Origin of the sequence: Microcoleus sp. SVA1B4 (assembly GCF_036700545.1) — a bacterium.
Lineage (GTDB): Bacteria > Cyanobacteriota > Cyanobacteriia > Cyanobacteriales > Microcoleaceae > Microcoleus.
In genome coordinates this window covers 14991-36891 of sequence record NZ_JAUBPB010000071.1, presented here as the reverse complement: position 1 = coordinate 36891, position 21901 = coordinate 14991, and the positions used below count along the sequence as shown (strand labels likewise).

The 21901-nt window shown below is 47.3% G+C and carries 13 protein-coding genes; 8 read left to right on the top strand and 5 right to left on the bottom strand.

The window, feature by feature from the left end; genetic code table 11:
* Positions 1-86 precede the first annotated feature (86 nt).
* Complete coding sequence (locus tag QT987_RS24650; RefSeq protein WP_333058302.1) at positions 87-812, bottom strand: DUF502 domain-containing protein; 726 nt, start codon at positions 810-812, stop codon at positions 87-89.
* Between the two features lie 725 nt (positions 813-1537).
* Positions 1538-2509, bottom strand: coding sequence for an IS110 family transposase (locus QT987_RS24645; RefSeq protein WP_333245495.1), 972 nt, complete (start codon positions 2507-2509; stop codon positions 1538-1540).
* 1235 nt (positions 2510-3744) lie between these two features.
* On the opposite strand from QT987_RS24645, the gene QT987_RS24640 reads away from it, so the two are divergent.
* Positions 3745-6573 (top strand): PAS domain S-box protein, encoded by a 2829-nt coding sequence (locus tag QT987_RS24640; RefSeq protein ID WP_333245492.1) that lies wholly within the window; start codon positions 3745-3747, stop codon positions 6571-6573.
* 694 nt (positions 6574-7267) lie between these two features.
* Here QT987_RS24640 and QT987_RS24635 read toward each other — a convergent pair.
* Positions 7268-7465 carry a hypothetical protein gene (locus QT987_RS24635; protein WP_015176637.1) on the bottom strand — a complete coding sequence of 66 codons (198 nt, stop codon included), beginning with the start codon at positions 7463-7465 and terminating at the stop codon, positions 7268-7270.
* A 383-nt stretch (positions 7466-7848) separates the two neighbouring features.
* Here QT987_RS24635 and QT987_RS24630 point away from each other — a divergent pair, with 383 nt between their 5' ends.
* The 5 genes from QT987_RS24630 to QT987_RS24610 all read left to right on the top strand — a co-directional run bounded on the left by QT987_RS24630 (position 7849) and on the right by QT987_RS24610 (position 15600).
* Complete coding sequence (locus tag QT987_RS24630) at positions 7849-8199, top strand: STAS domain-containing protein (RefSeq protein WP_333245489.1); 351 nt, start codon at positions 7849-7851, stop codon at positions 8197-8199.
* 143 nt (positions 8200-8342) lie between these two features.
* A complete protein-coding gene (locus QT987_RS24625) occupies positions 8343-11090 on the top strand; it encodes a TIGR03960 family B12-binding radical SAM protein (RefSeq protein WP_333245486.1) in 2748 nt (915 codons plus the stop codon).
* Between the two features lie 940 nt (positions 11091-12030).
* Entirely contained in the window at positions 12031-12159 is a 129-nt protein-coding gene (locus QT987_RS24620; protein ID WP_333245483.1) for a hypothetical protein, read from the top strand.
* A 409-nt stretch (positions 12160-12568) separates the two neighbouring features.
* Positions 12569-14914, top strand: coding sequence for an Rne/Rng family ribonuclease (locus tag QT987_RS24615; RefSeq protein ID WP_333245480.1), 2346 nt, complete (start codon positions 12569-12571; stop codon positions 14912-14914).
* A 2-nt stretch (positions 14915-14916) separates the two neighbouring features.
* Positions 14917-15600 (top strand): ribonuclease HII, encoded by a 684-nt coding sequence (locus QT987_RS24610; protein WP_333245477.1) that lies wholly within the window; start codon positions 14917-14919, stop codon positions 15598-15600.
* 883 nt (positions 15601-16483) lie between these two features.
* On the opposite strand, the gene QT987_RS24605 is transcribed toward QT987_RS24610, so the two are convergent.
* Entirely contained in the window at positions 16484-19477 is a 2994-nt protein-coding gene (locus QT987_RS24605) for a PAS domain S-box protein (RefSeq protein ID WP_333245474.1), read from the bottom strand.
* Between the two features lie 517 nt (positions 19478-19994).
* Entirely contained in the window at positions 19995-20249 is a 255-nt protein-coding gene (locus tag QT987_RS24600; RefSeq protein WP_333058294.1) for a hypothetical protein, read from the bottom strand.
* Between the two features lie 66 nt (positions 20250-20315).
* Between QT987_RS24600 and QT987_RS24595 the strand changes: the two genes are divergently transcribed.
* Both QT987_RS24595 and trpD read left to right on the top strand, forming a co-directional pair.
* A complete protein-coding gene (locus QT987_RS24595) occupies positions 20316-20489 on the top strand; it encodes a hypothetical protein (RefSeq protein ID WP_333058293.1) in 174 nt (57 codons plus the stop codon).
* A 12-nt stretch (positions 20490-20501) separates the two neighbouring features.
* On the top strand, positions 20502-21617 hold the full coding sequence (gene trpD / locus QT987_RS24590; RefSeq protein WP_333058292.1) for an anthranilate phosphoribosyltransferase: 1116 nt from the start codon (positions 20502-20504) through the stop codon (positions 21615-21617).
* The last annotated feature ends 284 nt before the right edge of the window (positions 21618-21901 follow it).

Sequence of the window (21901 nt, the reverse complement as noted above, 5' to 3'; positions counted from 1 at the left end):
TCCAAAAAGGACGGGCGGGACGCCCATCCCACAATAACAATTAAAATTGTAAGTTATTTAATTCGCGATCCTAAAGATGTCTTGGTTCAATCTTCTTCGACTGGGACAGGCTGGTATCTTGATTCGGATACAAAGGGTTCGAGTGTTTTGCCCTTGATGTTTTCGGGGGTTACTGCAATTGAGTTGTTGGGGTTGACGATGCCGCCGGAGATGATGACTTTAAAGGCATCTTCGATCGACATTGACAAATTGACTAAATCTGCCTCCGGCACTATAGCGTACCATCCGGTGGTGGGGTTGGGAGTGGTGGGGATGAAAATGCCGATCGGGGTTTCACCGGAAAGGTGAGGCGGGATATCGTTACTCTCGATCGTACCGGTCACAAATGCTAAAGTCCAGATGCCCCGCCGGGGATATTCCACTAACACCACGCGGCGAAATTTGTCGTTTGATTTGAGGAGGGTTCCCAGCAGTTGTTTGAGAGTTTTGTAAACCGAACCGGCTAGGGGAATTGCCTGCAACACCCGTTCGCCAAAGTCTAGCAGCCACTTACCGAAAATGTTGCGGGCCATTAAGCCGATGACTAAGATGCTCAGCAGGGGTACAGCCAGCCCTACTAAAAGATTGAGCAGATTCACCAAAATCGGGTGGAGTCCGTCAAAAGGGTTGATCTGCTTGGGAATTTTGGTGAGAAAATTGATCACCCAACTGGCGACGGTAATTGTCAGCCAGATGGTGGTAGCTAAGGGTATCACTACCAATAGTCCTGCGATCAGGTCGTTTTTTAAGTCTTGTTTGATGCGTTGGAGCACGGCGGGTCAAATCTCCTCGTAACTGGTTCCCAATAACCTGAATAAAGCTGAGACTAAAGCAACTGCACGGGCTTTACTGGATGTCACCATAGACGATCGTCTTCAATTCTGCTAAACCCTACCCTTTCTGAGGGGGAAGAGTTAGGGATCGCCGGTGCTGTACCTTTATTTTAAAGAATTATTGCAAGTTGGCGCTTGATTTTAATATATGCGGGCTGTGCAGCAGCTCACCGTTTTGTATATTTTAAGACATTTTGGGTCGGTTCAATCAATAAGCCGATCGGTCAATCGATTTTAGATTTTAGATTTTAGATTTTAGATTAAAGAATTGACTTGCGCGAGATAAATGCTCTTTCTTGAGGATTTTCGATTTGGGATTGATTCCACGGATAAATCACGTGGCGGGTACCCTCAAGAAATTCGTGGTCAGAGACAGCCTGGGAATCGAAGTGTAGCTAGTCCAGATCAAATTTTCTATTATTTGTATAGGAAATTAATTGGTCGATCGAGCTTTCTCAGATTTTCGGGGCGGCACTTCGTTTTACTTATATCTTGCACCCTTTTCCATAAGCTTTTTAGGGACGGGCTCTCCTGCCCATCCCACAATCAAATTCACTCTTTGACAGAACAGGCCGGAAAGCCTGTTCTTGAAAATGGTGCAACCTATGAGTTTTACCTGATATCTTGCACCATTCTCAATTAGCCGTAGATACTGTCTTGACCTGTCAAGGGGTAGCGCTCAAATAATTGGGGTCGAAAGGCTTTTGGGATTTTAAAATCCCAAAAGCAAAATGCACCAGTTTCCTCATCAAGGCACCAATTACCTGCATTTTGACCTTTCCACGACCCAACAATCGTTCAGTCATAGCTTTGAGCAAAGGATTACAACGCATCGCCACCACCGCAGGCATATACAATGCCTTTCGCAGCCGGACATTACCAGTACATGACAAACGAGTTTTGCCACGCACAGAAGTTCCTGAACTGCGCTCACACGGGGTTAAACCTGCATACGCGGCTAGTTGACGGGCATTCTTGTAATCTTCAATCCGACCAACTTCAGCTAACAATACAGCGGCAGTTTGTTCTCCAATACCTGGAATCGAAGTCAATAGCTCGCGCTGCTGTTTTAAGTGTGGATGTTGGTCAAAATGATCGCTAATCATTTTTTTGATTTCTGCTTGTTGTTGTTTGATATACTCCCAATGAGCTTTCGTAAGTTTAGCCACTGTTACTGTAGCTGTTTCCAAACGGTTTTCTTCTTGTTGATACATCTCGGTCAAAGATTCTAGTCGTCGCAGTAAAGCTTGTAACTCCTTAACTTCGGGAGGGGTCGGCTTCCAAAGTGATGGTTTAATTGCCGCACCAAAACGAGCAATCAATGCTGCATCTACAGAGTCAGTTTTAGTACGTAAAAGTTCGCTTTTAGCAAACCCTTTAATCCGAGCCGGATTGACCACACTGACCTGGTAGCCTGCTTCATACAGAAATTCAGCGAGGGCATCTCCGTAAATGCTCGTGGCTTCCATGCAGGCATGAAGTTCTTCGACACCTTGTTTTTTGAGCCAATTATTCAAGCTCTCAAATCCTTCGGTATTATTCGTGAACTTTTTGGTTTTTGAGCCACGCTCTTCTTTCAGTAAAACGACATGAAAGTCTTTTTTACTGATATCTATGCCTAAAACTGTCGATGTCATGGTTGGCTCCGATCTCCCTGTTTGTATGAAAGAACATGACAGGCAATTTAACTAACCTTGTCAATGCAGGCTGTCCCGTTAAAACGAGCGCCTAAGATACTGTCCAGTTTTTTATGTGCGCCTGTCATCAGTCATGGGAGCTTATCTACGCAACAGACTTGTAATAGTCTAAGGGGCGGGCCAACTTCACCGATTTCTGATGTCCTATCAGAACAATTTCTACTGTCACCTGTACCTTAAGGAAGAAACTTTAATGGTTTCTTTATCTTTACTCGTGTTACGATTCAATTACAACCGTGTCTACGGTTCGATTACAACCGTGTCTACGGTTCGATTACAACCGTGTCTGCGGTTCTATAGCCTGCGGTCTCCGGTTCAATCGCCTGACTCTTTTAAGATACAAGGGGCGGGTTCGCCAACAGCCTTAAAGCTTGCAAATAGGTTCTATAAACCCGCCCGACCCCACGAAAAATCCTCTTATTGATATTGCTGCAAGATGTCAGTTTTACCGAATTCAGGGGAATATATGTAGGTTGAGTGCTGTGTGCCTGCAAAAATATATCTGTGGATAGATGCAGTGTAACCCGTGGCAACTAAAGTAGCGGTAATTTTTGAGGGCGACTGCGCTCGACCATCCAAGCGTTGCCTACCATGCAACGCTTAGATGGTAGGCAAATCCGGCAAAAAGTAAAGCAGACATACCAGCAACTTTGACTTTTTTTGACAGGATTAATCGATATTCAGGAAATAAGGGCAGGATTCCAGCGAATTCCAGCTTGAGACGAGCGACAAAGCAATATAGAATTAACAGGGGCATCACTACAAAAAAATAATCTGCCAAACGAGGTAGCAGTAGTTAGGAGCAAGCGAGATAAATTACTACATAGCTAGTTGTTTCTAGCCAGAAGCGCGAAATTATTTGTTCAACAGGGTATAGCTAAACTGCGGCATAGAAGTAAGACTCCAGCGGTGCCGATTCCTTGGAAACCGACGAAAGTTAAGGAAAAACAAGCGTACTAGCCAATCAAGTTAGAGCGGGGATTCACCCCGCAGCAAGAAGCAATAGACTTGATTAGAAGTTAGGATTGAGATATGAATGCTCAAATCATGAAACCAATTGGTTTTTACATTTTTTTATGTGATTCAAAACGCAAGACTTTTTTGGGCTTCACTTAAAGCCGCAGCCCGCTCAAATTTTGGATCCGATAATTAATATTTAAGTAAAAGGAACTTTTGTGAAAACGCTCAGTATCCTGTTAGTAGAAGACAGTCCCCTAGATGCCGAACTGATTGAGGCATATCTAATGGATGGCGGGCTCCAATTTTCTCTGGTGTGTGTGGAAACTCGAGAAGACTTTGCCGCGGCGCTGGAAAAACAACGTTTTGACATTATTTTGGCAGATTATATGCTGCCTTGTTTTAACGGGATAGCTGCATTGGAAATCGCCCACACTACTTGTCCGGGAGTGCCATTTATTTTTGTTTCGGCTACTTTGGGCGAGGAAGTGGCGATCGAAACTTTGAAAAGCGGGGCTACTGATTATGTTCTCAAACGCCGTTTGATACGCTTGGTGCCGTCGATTCAGCGGGCCCTGCGCGAAGTTCAAGAACGGAACGAGCGCAAGCAAGCGGAAGCACAGCAGCAGGAGAGCGAAGCTCGATTTCGGATTATGGCGGATACCGCGCCGGTAATGATTTGGATGTCGGATACAGACCAACTTGGCCATTACTTTAACAAAGTTTGGCTGGAGTTTACCGGTAGAACTTTGGCGCAAGAAATGGGCACGGGTTGGATGGACAACTTGCACCCAGATGACTTACCAGAATGTTTGGATATTTACCAAAAAGCCTTCCACGCTGGTCGCGAGTACCGGCTCGAATGCCGCCTGAGACGCTATGACGGGGAATACCGCTGGGTTTTGGGTACGGGCGTACCCCGGTACAGGCCCGATCGCACTTTTGCAGGTTACATCGGTTCTTACATCGATATTAGCGATCGAAAACAGGCAGAACAAGAACGCGCGGCAGCTTTGGAGCGCGAACAAGCAGCGAGGTTGCAAGCAGAAGAAACAGCTAAAGCGCTGCAATCGGCCAACTATCGAATTACTAACATTCTCGAAAGCATTACCGATGCTTTTATCGCTGTTGATTTAAATTGGAACTATACCTATGTCAACCACCAAGCTATTGAGCTGTTAGGCAAACCAAAAGCCGAACTGATTGGTAAAAATTTTTGGGATATATTTCCCTGGGCTGTCGATTTACAGTTTTACAAAATGGCTACCAAAGCAGTAGCAGAAAAGGTAACGGTCGAGTATGAAGAATTCGTACCGTTATGGAATAAGTGGTTGAAGATGCGTTTTTATCCTTCCGATTCTGGTTTGTCGGGTTACATCCAAGACGTTACCGATCGCAAGCACACAGAATCTGCACTCCAAGCTAGCGAAGAAAAGCTGAGAATGTTAGCCGAAGCTAACTTGATAGGAATTATCTTCGGGGATGTTAACGGCGGTATCATTGAGGCAAACGATGAATTTTTGCGGATAGTTGGTTACACGCGGGAACAGTTGCAGGGCGGTGAATTAAACTCGATTGATATCACGCCGCCGGAGTACCAGTCTCTCGACAAGAAAGGGATGGCAGAGGCACAAGCAACGGGGGCTTGCACTCCCTACGAAAAGGAATTCTGGAGGAGAGACGGCAGCCGGATTCCGGTGTTGATCGGATATGTTTTGCTGGCGCAAAAGCGGCAAGAATCTGTGGCTTTTATTCTCGATTTGACTGTTGGTAAGCAGTTGGAAAGAGAACTGCACGATCGAGCCCAGGAATTGGCGCGGGCGAACCGGATTAAAGACGAGTTTCTCGGAACTTTGTCCCACGAATTGCGAACGCCGCTGAATGCGATGCTGGGATGGGCGCAACTGCTGCGAAACCGCAAGTTTGACGAAAAAACGACTGTTAGGGCTCTGGAAACGATCGACCGCAATACACGCTCGCTGGCAACTCTGATCGACGATTTGCTGGATGTGTCGCAGATTATTACCGGAAAACTGTCGCTGAATTTGCGGTGGGTGGATGTGATTTCGAGTGTTGAGGGTGCGATCGATACTCTCGCGCCCGCGATTGCCGCCAAAAATATTGAAATTGTGACGGATTTCGACCCAACTACCGGGCGGATTTTTGCCGATTCGGGCCGCTTGCAACAGGTAGCCTGGAATTTGCTGTCGAATGCGATTAAGTTTACTCCCGATGGCGGACAGGTGAGGGTGGGGGTGCGAAAGATGGAGAGGACTTTGGGCTCTGAGGAATCCGCTTGCTGCAAAAATTTGTCGCCCGCTAGTGTCGAAATTGAGGTCAGCGACACGGGACAAGGGATTTCAGAAGAGTTTTTGCCCCACGTTTTCGAGCGGTTCAGCCAAGCTGACAGCTCTATAAGACGATCGTACAACGGATTGGGTTTGGGCTTGGCTCTAGTGCGACATTTTGTGGAAATGCACGGGGGGACGGTGGAAGCCGAATCTGCCGGGAAGGGAAAAGGATCGAGGTTTTTAGTGAAATTGCCAATTCAACAGCTTCATTGCGACGGCGGATTGTCTGTTGCTGGACTCGGGGAGTGGGCGATTCCTCAAAGCAAGGCGCGAGCCCCTGTAAAGGAGTCTTTTGTCAGCAGCAATCTTTCTGGAGTGCGGGTATTGGTGGTCGATATCGACGCGGATTCCCTGGATTTTGCCTGTACTGTGCTCGAAGATTGCGGGGCCCAGGTGGAGACTGCTAGCTCTGGAAAGGATGCTCTGGAGGCGATTGAAAGGCTGAATCCGAATGTGTTGGCGATCGATATTGGTCTGCTGGCCCTTGATGGAGAGGCTTTGCTGCAACAAGTGCGATTGCGGATGGTGGACAGGGAAATTCCGGCGTTGGCCTTCACGGCGGTTGGTAGGGTAGAGGAACGGGTACGGGCGCTCCAGGAAGGTTTTCAAATTTATGTACCCAAGCCGATCGAGCCTGCTGAGTTGGTGGCGGTGGTGGCAAGTTTGGCGGGACGCCCGAAGGATTTTAGATTTTAGATTTTAGATTTACTCGGCGATGACGGAGTTCGTAACTACAAACCAATTTTCTTGCATTCGAGCGATCGGATAATTCTTAGGACTAAGGCTAACTGGCACTATATACTTAAAATTTAAGCTTTATTTGCGAGACTTGCCCGGTTGTCCTAATCCTGCCGAAAAACTTTTTTTAGTATTAGTTAGACTTAGAGCTAATTTGTCAAGTCCCGAAAGTTATGAATTTAATTTACGTCACAGTGTGTAGTTTTTGATACTGATAGCAGTTTCTCAAAGGAATGCAACTGTAGACAAGTTCCAAACCCCGATCATCATCAGTATTACGATTTCTCAAATCTAAAATCTAAAATCTAAAATCTAAAATTGTATGAGGTTCAGGGACGATCGCCCTTAACAGTCTCTCCTCAAATATCAAGTTCAGCAATTAGCTGCTTCATTAAGCATGACTCATATTTACAATTAACCTAATTTGTCATACCCCAAAAGTTATAGATTTAATTTAAGTCAAAGTTTTTAGCTTTTGATCAGAGGTGCAGGGACGATCGCCCCTAACACTATTTCCTCCAATATCAAGTTCAGCAACCAGATGCTTCATGAGAAAAATATGCGGCCGGCGTAAATGCTTCTAACACGCCTCTATTGCCCGCCGTGCAAAGATTTTTTGGTTTTTGGATGTGGACTGGTCGCCCGCTTCCCACTATCGACGGCTAGATACCAATTGCACCCGGCCGGCATCCATTTCATCCATTAATAACTCTAAAGCCTCATAATCAATATCCGAGATGTACCCCAAACGGGTGAGCTCGTAGTTGATTTCGTTTTCAATGTCAGGCGTCAACTGCTTAATGTAGAGGGCTTTTTCTACAAGTTGACGAATAGCATGAGTTGCTTGCATAGTAAGTCGGAGAACTCCGTACATTTTTATTCTCCTCTGAAGTGTCGAGCAAACAGGTGATCTAGATCAGAACTAACAAGTGATTTAAATTACAATGTTCAGTTTTATCTAACAGCTAGGGCCAAGTCGATCGCAATTTTTATAGTTACCAAGACTCAACCTGCAGGTATCAATAAAAAATAGTATAGTAGCTTACGTTTCCTCCCCAAATCTTATGCAAAACTTCATAAAGAAGAGTCAATAAATAAAGATTCAGTAAAACTACTGACAACAACTGGTCAGTTTGCCTCGGATTAAGTTAGGCTCAGAGGAATCAAGTAGGTTTAGGCTTACATCCGTCCAGCGCAGTAGTTGAAAATACGTAGCAATCATAGGTTTGACATATGCAGACACTTCTTGCCCATAAACCAATTACGGTGATTCGACCCCTAGACTACCTGAATGCAGCCACCTGCGGAGAATTCGGCGTACAACTAATGACAGCAATTGCAGCCCCCGGTGTTGTAGCGGTACTCGTAGATTTGGACGCGGTAAAATTTATTGACAGTGCAGGTTTGATGGCATTGGTTTCGGGCCTCAAGCAGGCGAAAAAAATGGGGCGCAGGTTTAGTCTTTGCTCGGTATCCCCTGGGATTAAGATGATTCTGGAACTCAGCCAACTGGATCGAGTGTTTGAGATATTTGAAAATGTCGATAGCTTTGAAGCCGAAAACTCCTGCGTAACACAACACTGATAGAGCCTCCTGGGCGACGAGAACAGGCAAAAAAACACAGCAAATTCGGTTAAATGCCCGAAAAGACAGACTACTGTCGTTGGCGTGTTGGCAGATTTTAAGGTAGGCTGCTTAAGAGTCGCAACTATTTAGCGAGTCGAGCCGTGGCAGTAAAAGTCGAAGAATTACTTACAGCAGAGATTAATCAGCCTGCTCGTTATCTGGGAAACGAATTGGGGGCGACGCACAAGCCTTGGGACGCGGCGTCTGTGCGCTGGGTTCTCACTTACCCAGAAGTTTATGAAGTTGGTGCTTCCAATCTGGGGCACATCATCCTTTACAACATTTTGAACGCAGGGCCGAGACAGTTGTGCGATCGGGCTTATTTGCCCGCCGCCGACTTGGCAGCAAAACTGCGATCGACCAAAACTCCCCTGTTTGCCGTAGAATCAAGGCGATCACTCACAGAATTTGATATTCTGGGCTTTAGCCTCAGCTACGAACTAGGAGCAACAAACATTCTGGAAATGCTGGATTTAGCCGGCATTCCCCTAACTTGGCAAGAAAGAGCGACAAATGCCCAAAACGGTGCTCAAATTCCGCTGATTTTTGCTGGCGGGCAAACAGCAACTTCTAATCCCGAACCCTACGCGGACTTTTTTGACTTCATCGCTTTGGGAGATGGAGAAGAGTTGCTGCCAGAAATTGGCTTGATTTTGGCAGAAGGCAAAACTAATAATTTGAGCCGAGAAGCATTGCTGCTGGATTTAGCGCAAATTCCAGGCGTCTACGTCCCGCAATTCTACGATATGGCGGCCGACGGTTCTGTTCATCCCAACCGCCCGCAAGTTCCACAACGAATTCTGCGCCGCGTGGCAACTCCGATACCAGCTTATTCGATCGGCCTGGTTCCCTACGTCCAGACAGTACACGACAGACTGACAGTAGAAATCCGCCGGGGATGCACCCGCGGCTGTCGCTTCTGTCAGCCGGGAATGCTGACTCGCCCCGCGCGCGATGTCGAACCGCAGCAAGTCGTAGAGGCGATCGAACAGGGGATGCAAGCCACCGGGCACAGCGAGTTTTCCCTGCTTTCCCTGAGTTGTTCCGACTATCTGGCACTCCCAGCAGTCGGGATGGAAATCAAAAATCGCCTGAAAGATAAAAATATTTCTCTGTCTCTACCCAGCCAGCGAGTTGACAGATTTGACGATAATATTGCCGACATTCTCGGCGGTACGCGACAAGGCGGTTTGACTTTTGCGCCGGAAGCTGGTACTCAGCGGATGCGCGACATCGTTAACAAAGGTTTGACCAACGAAGAATTGCTTCGGGGTGTCAAAACTGCGGTCGATCGCGGCTGGGATAAAATCAAGCTGTATTTTATGATCGGTTTGCCGGGAGAAACAGATTTTGATGTTCTCGGCATCGCCGAAACAGTCCGCTGGCTGCACCGGGAATGCAGGGTGGATGGTCGCCGGGGACTGACTTTTAACTTGACAATTTCTAATTTTACGCCTAAGCCTCACACTCCTTTTCAGTGGCACTCGGTTTCTACTGCTGAGTTTTTCCGCAAGCAAAAACTCCTGAAGGAAGAGTTTCGGGGGATGCGGGGCGTCAAGGTGAATTACACTGATGTGCGGATTTCGGCAATGGAGGATTTTGTCGGAAGGGGCGATCGACGTTTGGGCGCTGTAGTCCGCCGCGCTTGGGAACTTGGCGCGGGTATGGATGCGTGGTGGGAAAGTTTGGATCAGGCTTACAAAGCTTGGACTCAGGCGATCGATGAATCTGGCCTTACCTGGAAATACCGCCAAGTCGAAAGCGGCGAGTGGAATCTTTTTGAGAAGGAAGAGGAGCACGACACGGATGCGGACACGGATACACGGATGAATTTACCAGCGGGGGCGGGCACGGGGGCACCGCCCCTACTGGATCAACCTTTGCCTTGGGATCATTTAGATACGGGGATTGACAAAAACTGGCTGAAAATTGACTTGCAAAAGGCTTTGGAAGCAGCGACGGTTCCCGACTGTTCCTTTGAAGGGTGTTCGCGCTGCGGGGTTTGTGGCACTGATTTCGGACACAATGTGGTTGTGGATGCGCTGCCAATTCCTGAGTTTGCTGGGGAGTTTGTCCCGAATACGGAGCGGAAACAGCGTTTGCGGGTTTGGTTCGGGAAGGTGGGCGATATGGCTTTGGTTGGTCATTTGGATTTGATCCGATTGTTGGATCGAGTAGTCCGCAGAGCCGATTTGCCGATTTCGTTTACCGGCGGGTTTCACCCGAATCCTCGGATTTCTCTGGCAAATGCTCTGCCTCTGGGTGTTACCAGCACTGGGGAAATTGCTGACTTTGAGCTCACTGAGTCGATCGATATTGAGAGTTTTCGGGAAAAGTTGGCCGCTAAGCTGCCGGAAAATATTCCGATTTACAAGGTTGAGTCGATCGATCTTAAGGCTCCTTCTGCTAACCAGTTGTTAGAAGCAGCGGAGTACGTGATTACTGTGGCTTTAGGGGGTTCGTTGACAGAAAATGGCGAATTAGACCATGAAAATTCTGCTCCTGTCTCCGTAGCTCCTGATGCCAACTGGGAAGCTTGGGTCAAGACGATCGTCGAAACCGAGGCTTTTTGGCGGGTGCATACTACTAAGTCGGGAAAGACGAAGGATGTCAATTTGCGCGATCGGCTGCACAAACTAGAACTTGTAGAGCACAAACCCGACAGCAGCACATCTGCTAGGGGTGCTACATCCGAAGGTAGAGCCGTCTTGCGGTTTACCGGCAGTTGTCGCAGCGATGGCAACTTGCTAAAGCCAGAACATATTGTGTTCATGCTCGAACAAGTCAGCCAGCAGGAAATTCAGCTTCTACAGGTTGAGCGTAGTCAGCTAATCCTGGGTTATGGTTAAAATAGGGAAGCCGCGGTGGAATATTTCACCTTCGGCTCTCGATCGGGATGTGTCGTTTCAAGCTATAATCGCTTGTTATGGAAGCCGCGGTGGCTCGAGCGCTTTAGTCGCTCGCCGCCCTCGTCAACCAGCAACGCGGGCTGGGTGCAATTTGCTTCTGTTCAAGACTTTAAGCCTTTTTGTTGTACATTCACGGGCTAAATCTAGCGCCAAACCCGCCGGAGCGGGGTCTGAACCAAATTTAGCGATTAATTTCGAGCGATCGACTGGTTGTCGGTGGTCGGCTTATTCAAAAATCTCACGGTTCAAACCGCAGAGCGGGTATTCAACAATAGATGTTTTTGGCGGGTCAAAAAACGCAGATAAGCCCCCGACTTAAGTCGTGAAGAACCAAAAATTTTAGATTTTAGACTTTAGTTCAATCTTCCAGATTCATCTGTGGAGTAAATCTAAAATCTAAAATCTAAAATCTAAAATCGACTGACCCGTCAAAAAACGGAAATAAGCCCCCGACTTAAGTCGTGAAGAACCAAAAAATTTAGATTTTAGACTTTAGTTCAATCTTCCAGATTCATCTGTGGAGTAAATCTAAAATCTAAAATCTAAAATCTAAAATCGACTGACCCGTCAAAAAACGGAAATAAGCCCCCGACTTAAGTCGTGAAGAACCAAAAATTTTAGATTTTAGATTAAAGTTCAATCTCCCAGATTCATCTGTGGAGAAAATCTAAAATCTAAAATCTAAAATCTAAAATCGACTGACCCGTCAAAAAACGGAAATAAGCCCCCGACTTAAGTCGTGGAGAACCAAAAATTTTAGATTTTAGACTCTAGTTAAATGTCCCAGATTCATCTGTGGAGTAAATCTAAAATCTAAAATCTAAAATCTAAAATCGACTGACGAGGTTTTAGGGTTGGCAGGGGCGGAGGTTGCAGTCGAATGCCAAGGTGGGGTATGTTGAGTGCGATCGCACAAGAATTCAACAAAAGTCCTTACGCTTTCACTCCTACCTACTTTCCCTCAAAACCAGCCCTCAACCACCACGCAAGCGGAGTTATCAGTTCGTAGTGTTAAGTTGTGTGTTAAGAAATTAGTACGGTGTCAATGAATTTATTCGCGCTCGTTCAAAGGAAGAGTTGTAAGTGTTGAATTTTGAGTATTGATTTCGCAATTGTCAACTCAAATCTCAATAGTGCTAACTCGATAAAAGCCTCCTTATTTCTATCTCTCAGATTTATCTGCTGAGCATAACTCATAACTCTGTACGGGCGGGTTTAACTACTTTATCTGTAACAGTTAACAGTCAATAGTTAACAGTTAACAGTTAACAGTGAACGGTCAACAGTTAACTTTCTTTCCACCCTGCACCAACTCACAGCTAATAACTCTTCAAGCTACTACTAATTACAGTCTAAGTCAGAGGCACTATGAGTGCGTAAGTGTCTCTAACTTGCTGCCAGTTTTTTGAGGAAATTGAATGACAAAGCAGATAGTTATAGCAGAGCAGCATCGCATTGCTGCCGTATTTTCAGAAGATCAAATCCAAGAACTTGTGGTAGCCACAGGCAGCCACCAAGTCAGTGACATTTACTTGGGAATTGTTGAAAATGTACTCCCTGGGATAGATGCGGCCTTCGTTAATATTGGCGATCCAGAACGTAACGGGTTTATGCACGTCACAGACCTCGGCCCGCTGCGCCTTAAACGCTCGGCAGGAGCAATTACAGAACTCCTGACCCCCCAGCAGAAAGTGGTGGTACAGGTAATGAAAGAACCGACGGGCAGCAAAGGCCCCCGGCTGACAGGCAACATTACCCTGCCGGGCCGCTATTTGGTACTGATGCCCTACGGCAGGGGAGTCAATCTCTCACGGCGGATCAAGTCGGAAGCCGAGCGCAACCGCCTCAGAGCCCTGGCTATTTTGGTGAAACCGGCCGGGATGGGGCTGCTGGTACGCACTGAAGCTGAAGGGATGACCGAAGAAGCGATCATGGAAGATTTGGAAGTGCTGCAAAAACAGTGGGAAGCCGTTCAACTTGAAGGCGGTACCTCGCGGGCGCCGGCACTGCTCAACCGCGATGACGATTTTATCCAGCGGGTGCTGCGAGATATGTTCAGCGGTGACGTGAATCGGATTGTGGTGGACTCGCAAAATGGAATTAAGCGGGTGAAGCAGCAGTTGATGAGCTGGAACGGCGGTAAACTGCCGGCGGGAGTTTTGATCGACCACCACCGAGAGCGCGCCTCGATTTTAGAATTTTTCCGCGTTAACGCTGCGATTCGAGAAGCCCTCAGACCAAGGGTTGATTTGCCTTCGGGCGGTTATGTGATTATCGAGCCGACTGAGGCGCTGACGGTGATCGATGTCAACTCTGGTTCGTTTACTCGATCGGCGACGGCTAGGGAAACGGTACTCTGGACAAATTGCGAAGCAGCCACGGAAATTGCTAGACAACTGCGGTTACGCAATATTGCCGGGGTGATTATTGTTGACTTTATTGACATGGAATCCCGCCGCGATCAGTTGCAGGTGCTGGAACATTTCAATAAAGCTCTCAAAGCTGACAAAGCTCGACCGCAAATCGCTCAACTGTCGGAATTGGGACTGGTAGAACTGACTCGCAAGCGCCAAGGTCAAAATATTTACGAGTTGTTCGGCCACAGTTGCCCTACTTGCAGCGGGTTGGGTCATCTGGTGCACTTGCCTGGGGAAGAAGACTTCGCCGCAGCGGTGCGGGAATCGGGCGATCGCACTGTTGCTACGTCGAACCGCGTTTTGTTGAATTTGCCCGAAGGATTGGAACGCCGCAGCTTGACGCCTGTGGCTGCTGCAACTACTGCCCCGGTGCGGGAAGAACGCCCCCCCGAACCTGCTAGGGCTGCTTGGGAGCCTCAAAGCGAAAGTTTGGATTTTGAGAGCGGCAGCAACGCATCGCCTTTGGACTTGCTCAACCATCCCAGCTATCAGGATTTGGGGAACGGAACTAGACGGCGCCGCCGCCGCCGGATTGGCGAAGAGCCTTTTGCCCTCCCGGTGGAGGAGGAACCGGTACGTAGCAAGTTGCGACTGCCGAATACTTCGAGCGCGCCCGTCGCGGATACGCGCTCTGAGTATCTTGCACCCCCCGGCATCCGGGCGGCTTCGGAGGGCTTCGGGCTGGTGAATATGGCTACTGTTGGCAGGCGCGAGGATTTCGATCGCGTGCGTCCGGCTAAGTCTGAGTTGATGAAGCCGATGGTGGAGCCTCCAGAGGTGATTTCGGTGGAAATGACGGCGGAGGAGCAGGATGTTTATGCTCTGATGGGGGTTTCTCCTTTGGTGCTTACTGATCGCAGCGTGAAAAATCCTAAGAATGCGATCGTTTCGGTGACTCTCCCAGGAGCGGCCCCCAACAAGCCGCCTTTCGAGCAGCTCGAATTTGAATTTGAAGCGACGACGCCTCCACAGAATGTTGAGGATGAGGAACGGGATTATTATCCAGAAAGGTCGGTAGTTGAGCCTGTTTTTTCTGAGGCCGATGATGATGATGATGATGATGATGATGTCCAAATTTATGGCGAGAGTTTGATCGACGAAACTGATGATTTTGATCGGATGGAGGAACCCAGTGATGTGATGGACGAATCCCAGGATCCGATCTCACTCAATGAGCCGATCGAATCCCCTGAGCCGATCTCACTCAATGAGCCGATCTCACTCAATGAGCCGATCGAATCCCCTGAGCCGATCGAATCCCCTGAGCCGATCGAATCAAGCGAACCCGAGGAGCCTGCTATCAACCGTCGCCGGCGCCGTCGCTCATCTGCCCTTGTGGATGAATAGTTATGAAAGAAGAGGGAAGAGAGAAGAGGAAAGAAAGAAGAAGGAAGAAGGAAGAAGTAGAAATTTTTACTCTCTTCCCATCTTTCCATCTTCCCCTTTCCCCCTCTCCCTCGAACGCTCTGGTAATTGCGGGTGTGGATGAAGTCGGACGAGGCGCTTTGTTCGGGCCGGTGGTGGCTGCGGCCTGCATTTTGCCCGACGAAGTTCTCGATGAATTAGCAAGTTGCGGGGTTCGCGACAGCAAGCAGTTGAGTGCCACAGCCCGGAGTCGGTTAGCTGTGAAAATCCGGGCTGTGGCGGTTGACTGTCAAATTGGTGTGGCTTCGGTGCGGGAGATCGATCGCCTCAATATTTTGCAGGCTTCTTTGTTGGCGATGAAACGGGCGATTTTGAAGTTGAAGGTGACGCCGGATTTGTGTTTGGTTGACGGGAATCAAAGGATTCCCAATTTGGCGATCGAGCAAGAGACGATGATTAAGGGTGATGCGCGATCGATTCAGATTGCTGCTGCTAGTATTGTGGCGAAAGTTTGGCGCGATGAATTAATAGTACGTTTGGCTGTTAAGTATCCTGAATATGACTTGACAAATAACAAGGGATATGGAACAGCCAAACATAAATTGGCTTTGGAACGCTGCGGTGTATCTGTCTTTCACCGACAATCTTTTAGTCCTTGTCAAAAATAGTTAGTTGTATCTGAAATATTGCACCAATGTCAATAAGCTTTTATGAACAGGCTTTCCGGCCTGTTAAGCGAGAATGGTGCAATATCTCAGTTGGATCTCACATCTTGCACCATTCTCAACTAGCCCTTGCATTTTGTCCCAAAAGGTGAAAGACAGGGCGTAAAAACAATCAGGTAGGTCAATGTTAACCATTCGTGAACTAACCTGACTGTCAACGGATTACCGTTAGACCGCAGGCTTGTTTTTCCTTTTTTGCAAAGGCTTTTTATAGTGAGGTAGTTCCACCCCCACTTGCTAATATAGTACCAGAGTATTTCCAGGTTATCAAGAGGTATAAAAGAATAATTGTCGCTTTGGGTACCTACACCCGACGAGCCTTTCATCACGCGGGCGTAATTCCCAATGGGGTAAGGGGCGCAGCGCTCAGATTAATCCCCTCTAAATATACGCCCGGGACTTCCCGGCTGGTAGTTAAACAGTAAGTACCAGTATTATTAGTCGCTTTCTCAATCATTACCAATGGTAAGTGCGGGCAGTAATTCGAGTTGAGATCAAAGCCAGGGTTTTAGTAATACAGAACATAAGCAAAACTTCTCTATTTAACTGGTTCCCAAGCTCTGCCTGGGAACCGATGTAAGCGAGGCTCTGCCTCGGCCCAGACTATGGAGGCAGAGCCTCCGGATCTGCGTTACCAGGCTCTTCCTGGTAACGAGTATAATCATTTAGGATTGCTATAGTAATACAGAACATAAGCAAAACTTCTCTATTTAGGGATCCATACCCACGGCACTTTATCGCTTTAGTCCGAGCGAGTTTTATGAGGACTTTAGTCCTCACTAGAAACCGCGACTCGTTATCTCGATACGATCGCCCCGATCGCACTTTAGGATTGTTTGATCGGTTGTTCGATCGGCAACTCTATGATAAACTCGGCTCCGTGACCGAGTGCAGACACGCAGCTAAGTTTGCCACCGTGTTCTTGGACAACTTTGTAGGAAATGGACAGGCCTAAACCGGTGCCTTTGTCGGCGGGTTTGGTGGTAAAAAAAGCCTCGAATAACTGCTGGGAAACTTCTTCTGGCATACCGGGGCCGTTGTCAGAAATCCTAATTACAGCATTGGAGTTTTGGACTTCTGTCCTAATTTTAATCTTGCTGCGGTTAGCTTTGACTTCGGCAACTGAACGCCCTTCGTTGTATTCCTCGATCGCGTCGATCGCATTTCCGATCAAATTCATAAATACCTGATTGATTTTCCCAGCATAACACTCAACCAAAGGCAAATTTCCATAGTCCTTAATTACCGCAATTTCGGGATAGTTACCTCTGGCTTTCAGGCGACTTTGCAGAATCAGCAACGTTCCTTCAATGCCTTCGTGCAGGTTAACTTTGCTCATTTGAGAATCATCTTTGCGGGAGAAATTTCTGAGCGATCGCACGATTTCCCGAATGCGATCGGCCCCAACCTGCATCGAAGACATCGCTTTCGGCAAATCTTCTAGCAGAAACTCTAATTCGATATCCTTAATTTGAGCTTGAATTGCTGCCGGCGGCTGCGGGCAGTGCTTCTGGTACATATCGAGCAAATTCAGCAAATCTTCGGTGTAGTGGCCCACGTGGACGAGATTACCGCAGACGCTGCTAACAGGATTGTTAATTTCGTGAGCAACACCGGCTACCATTTGACCGAGAGTAGACATTTTCTCCGTGTGAATCAGTTGAGCTTGAGTTTGCTGCAATTCGTGCAAAGTATTTTCGAGTTGCAGTTTTTGTTGGGTTAACTCTGTTTGCGATCGCCGCAAAGCTTCTTCACTGCGTTTCTGCTCGGAAATGTCAGTAATTAACCCTTCCAAAGCTATCAATTCTCCCGAGTCGGAAAAAACTCCCAAACCTTGCTCCCAAACCCATTTTAATTCGCCATTTTTAGCAGTAATTCGGTAATTTAGCTGATAGGGTCGATTTTCTTGTAAGGCAACTTGCACGGCATTCCACAAATTCTCGCGATCGTCCGGGTGAGTCAATTCCGAGATAGAAACTTGCCGAGTGCCGATAAATTCTTCAGGAGAATAGCCGGCTAACTGATAGCAACCTTCGCTGACAAACTCCATACTGCGATCGGCATCGTTGCGAAAACGGTAGGCCATTCCCGGCAAATTGCTCATCAGCGTCGCCAAGGCCCGCTGGCTTTCCCGTAGGGCTTCTTCGGCGTGTTTGCGATCGGTAATATCCGTCATCACCGCCAGCATACAGAGTTCGCCGTCCAAATTAATCAACTCTGCTGACAGCAAACACACCACCACCGATCCCGATTTCATCCTAAACTCGCATTCCTGATTGCGAACAACACCTTGTTCGTGTAAAATTTGCCTAAAATTCACTCGATCTTCCGGTCTTACCCAAATATTTAACCCCGGTACTGTATTCCAGGTCGTTTCTTCTAAATCATAACCAGTCATCAACAAAAAACTATCATTAACTTCAATAAAACGACCCTCAGCAAAAGTAGTAATAATCATCGGATCTGGGCTTGAGCGAAAAGCCTTAGAAAACTTTTCTTCCGATAAACTCAACTTTTTAATAGCCTCTTCCAACTGACTTGTCCGCTCTTTAACCCGGCATTCCAACACCTCATTAGCCTGCTTCAATGCCTCCTCAGCCTGCACCCGATAAGTGATATCGCGCACCACGCCTTGCAGCCCAATTTTGCCGCCGATATCCATAGAAGTTAGCAGCACTTCCGCCGGAAACTCAGAACCATCCAAACGACGGTGTCGCCAGTCAAAACGGCAATTTCCCGATCGCAAAGCCGTATTAATTCGCTCTTGAGAAAGACTCATAGAATCTTGTCCGTCCGGTTGCAACGGCGGGCTGAACTCCGAAGGATGCTTGCCGCAAAACTCCGACTCAGTGCTGCATCCAAATAACTTTAAAGTAGCCGGATTGCAATCCAAAAAACCCTCTTCGTCTAGCAGCATTACCGCATCAGTCGTCGATTCGTACAAAGTGCGAAACTTTTTTTCCGACGCCTGCAAAGAAGCAATCAACTGCATCTTTTCCTCAGCCGCCCGCTTTTGCTCAGTAATATCCTGCATTACTTGAGAAAAGCCCTGCAACTTTCCCCTTTCATCGCGCAAAGGAGTAACAATAATATTCGCCCAAAATCGCGATCCGTCTTTGCGAAGCCGCCAGCCTTCATTTTCGTATCTACCTTCGGCCACAGCCCGGATTAATTTTTCTTTGTGCTTGCCGATTTCAATATCATCTTTAGTGAAAAAACACTCCGAATTATTGCCAACTATTTCATGAGATATGTATCCCAAAATGCGTTCTGCACCAGAATTCCAGCTAGCTACATACCCATCTGGATCTAACATAAATATAGCGTAATCCTTAACCCCTTCTATTATTAAGCGCAGGCGTTCTTCGCTTTCTCGAAGTGCAGATTCTGCTTGCTTGCGCTGAGTGATATCTTCTACAAAACCTTCGTAGTAGAGCAATTTCCCTGATTCATCGCAGACAGCCCGCGCATTTTCAGCGATCCAAATTATTGTTCCATCTCGGCGATAAATTTGCGACTCAAAATCTGATACGATGCCCTTTTCTTGCAAAGCACAAACAAACTGATCGCGGCGATCGGGATTGACGTAAAGCTGATCGCTAATATCAGTCAGACAGCCCATTAATTCTTCAGCAGAATTATATCCGTAGATGCGAGCCAAAGCTGGGTTAGCGCTGATGTAGCGACCGGATTGGGTTGTTTGAAAAATACCCGACACAGCATTTTCAAACATACTATAATATTTTGCTTCCATTTGGTGCAGTGCCTCCGCGACATTCAGGCATTCTATTGCTTTATTTCCTAATTTTTGATTTCCCACTTTTGAATACCCTGCTCTTGTGTGTGAGTTGAATATTTTTGCTCTACCGCCTGTTAAAATTTAGCCGTTAGTTAGGCTGAAAGATGGTGTGTCGCAACCGGAGACGAGTGTGTTTATTCATCTGTCCTACTGGGCGGTTAGTTGTTAGTGATTGCTGAAATTTTAGTCGATCGGGTATTTATTTGAGGCTTGACTGGCTGTCACGATCGCATTGGCACATCGATCGGCCTGCGGTGCAGGTGTTCGAGCAAAACCCGCTCCTTGAAATCTCCTTGAATATATTAGCAGTTGAATACCCTGAAATAAGTTAGTAGCAAGGATGTTGTTACAATAAAAGGCCGCGACTTCTACAACCGCAAGAGTCTATTTTTAGGATTTGGGTGAGAGTACGATCGACTCTTACCCGAAGCAACTAACCCACTTGCAAGAGCTAAACGCTCGCTGTCCTTGCTGTCACTCGATTGGAGATTTGAGATTTTAGATTGAAGTTGACTCCACAGATGAATCTGAGGTTCTCCTAATGTCTAAAATTTTTTGCTCTCCACAACTCCTGTCGGAAACTTTTATCGCTCTTTGGGTGCCCTGAGTTACTGTTAAGTATTATTGCTGATAGATCATACAGCAGACTACTGGCAGTTGGGAGCATCTCATATTTGTAAAAACACTTCTTCTGGCTCCTTCCTTCTTCCTCTTCCCTCTTCCCTCCTGCCTCCTGCCTCAAAACTCCTGCCTCCTGTCTCAAAACTCCAATTTCTAGCTTGCCTGCTTTCATTGAGATGCTCCCTGGCAGTTTTACGATTTGGGGTTTCTATGTAAAGTTGGCACAACAATAGGGTAATTGTTGTATCAAAAAATTCATATTCTGCTACTGCGGGCGGAAAAATTCTGTAGCGGTGCTGGCATTTGGGCAAAAATCTGGGCCCGATCGCGCAAAATGTGGTCGGCAAGTCTGGTAAAATCCCGATCGATTCTCAGTTTGGCCACAAAGCTCGATCGAGCTAAATTTGACTAGAAACTAATATTAATGACAGATTCTCCTCTACTAGCAACGCCAGAGTTATCCCCTGCTTCAACCCAGACGCCGGATTCTCCTGTGTGGCCAGCCCTCCTGCAACAACTATTAGACAGACAATCTCTCTCACGCGCCCAAGCAGCCGACTTGATGCAGGGATGGCTAGCCGAAGCTATTCCCCCCGTCCTCTCAGGAGCCATTTTAGCGGCCATCCAAGCCAAAGGCATCTGGGCCCCAGAATTGGCAGGAATGGCTCAGGTATTGCATTCTCAGTCGCTTGCAGGCGAGTCGGAGAGCGTTTTCAATCCCAAATCCTCAATCTCCAATCTCAAATTAATTGATACTTGTGGCACAGGCGGCGACGGCGCTTCCACGTTTAACATTTCCACTGCTGTAGCTTTTGTGGCCGCCGCGGGCAAAGTTCGAGTCGCGAAACACGGAAATCGCTCCGCATCGAGCAAAGTGGGTTCTGCTGACGTGTTGGAAGCACTGGGAGTCAACCTCAACGCCGATCCCGCGAAGGTAAAAGCTGCGGTAGACTCTGTGGGCATCACCTTTTTATTTGCGCCTGGGTGGCATCCCGCACTTAAGGCTGTAGCGCCGATCCGGCGCACTTTGAAGGTGCGGACTATTTTTAACCTTTTAGGGCCCCTTGTCAATCCTATGCGCCCTACAGGGCAGGTAATCGGGGTGTTCGATCCTAGTCTGATATCAACTATTGCTCAAGCTTTGGGCGAGTTGGGGACTGAGTTAGCTGTAGTCGTTCACGGCAGAGAAAAATTGGACGAGGCGGGTTTGGGTGATGTGACTGATTTGGCGGTTTTGTCGGATGGCAAAGTGGAACTCACTACTTTAGACCCGGAAAAGGTAGGATTGACACCAAGTGCGATCGGCTCCTTAAAAGGCGGAAATGTTGAGGAAAACGCCGAGATTTTGCGGAACGTTTTACAAGGCAAAGGTACGCCCGCACAAATGGATGTTGTAGCTTTGAATGCGTCTTTGGCTTTTCAGGTGGGAGGCGCAATTCCTATGGGTTCTCACGCAGCAGGAGTTTCTATGGCTAAGGACATTTTATTGAGCGGTGAATCTTGGTTGAAGTTGCAGCAGTTAATTGAGTTTTTGAAATGAAGTCAGTTGTCAGTTGGGAGTTGGGATTTGGGAGTTGGCAGTTGACAGTTGTTATATCATGTTCTGTCGATTGACCGTGATTCCTGTATGGGCGGGTTCACCAGCAATAGTCGCCAAAAACCGACAATCTCAAAAACCCGCTTCGACTATGTATGATGCGCGATCGATCGGACATGATATTAGTTGTTAGTTGACCCGAAAGCAGTTGGTAGTTGTTAGGAAAGCAGTTGCTATAAATAACCAGTAATCAATAACAAATAACAACTAACAAATAACAACTAAGG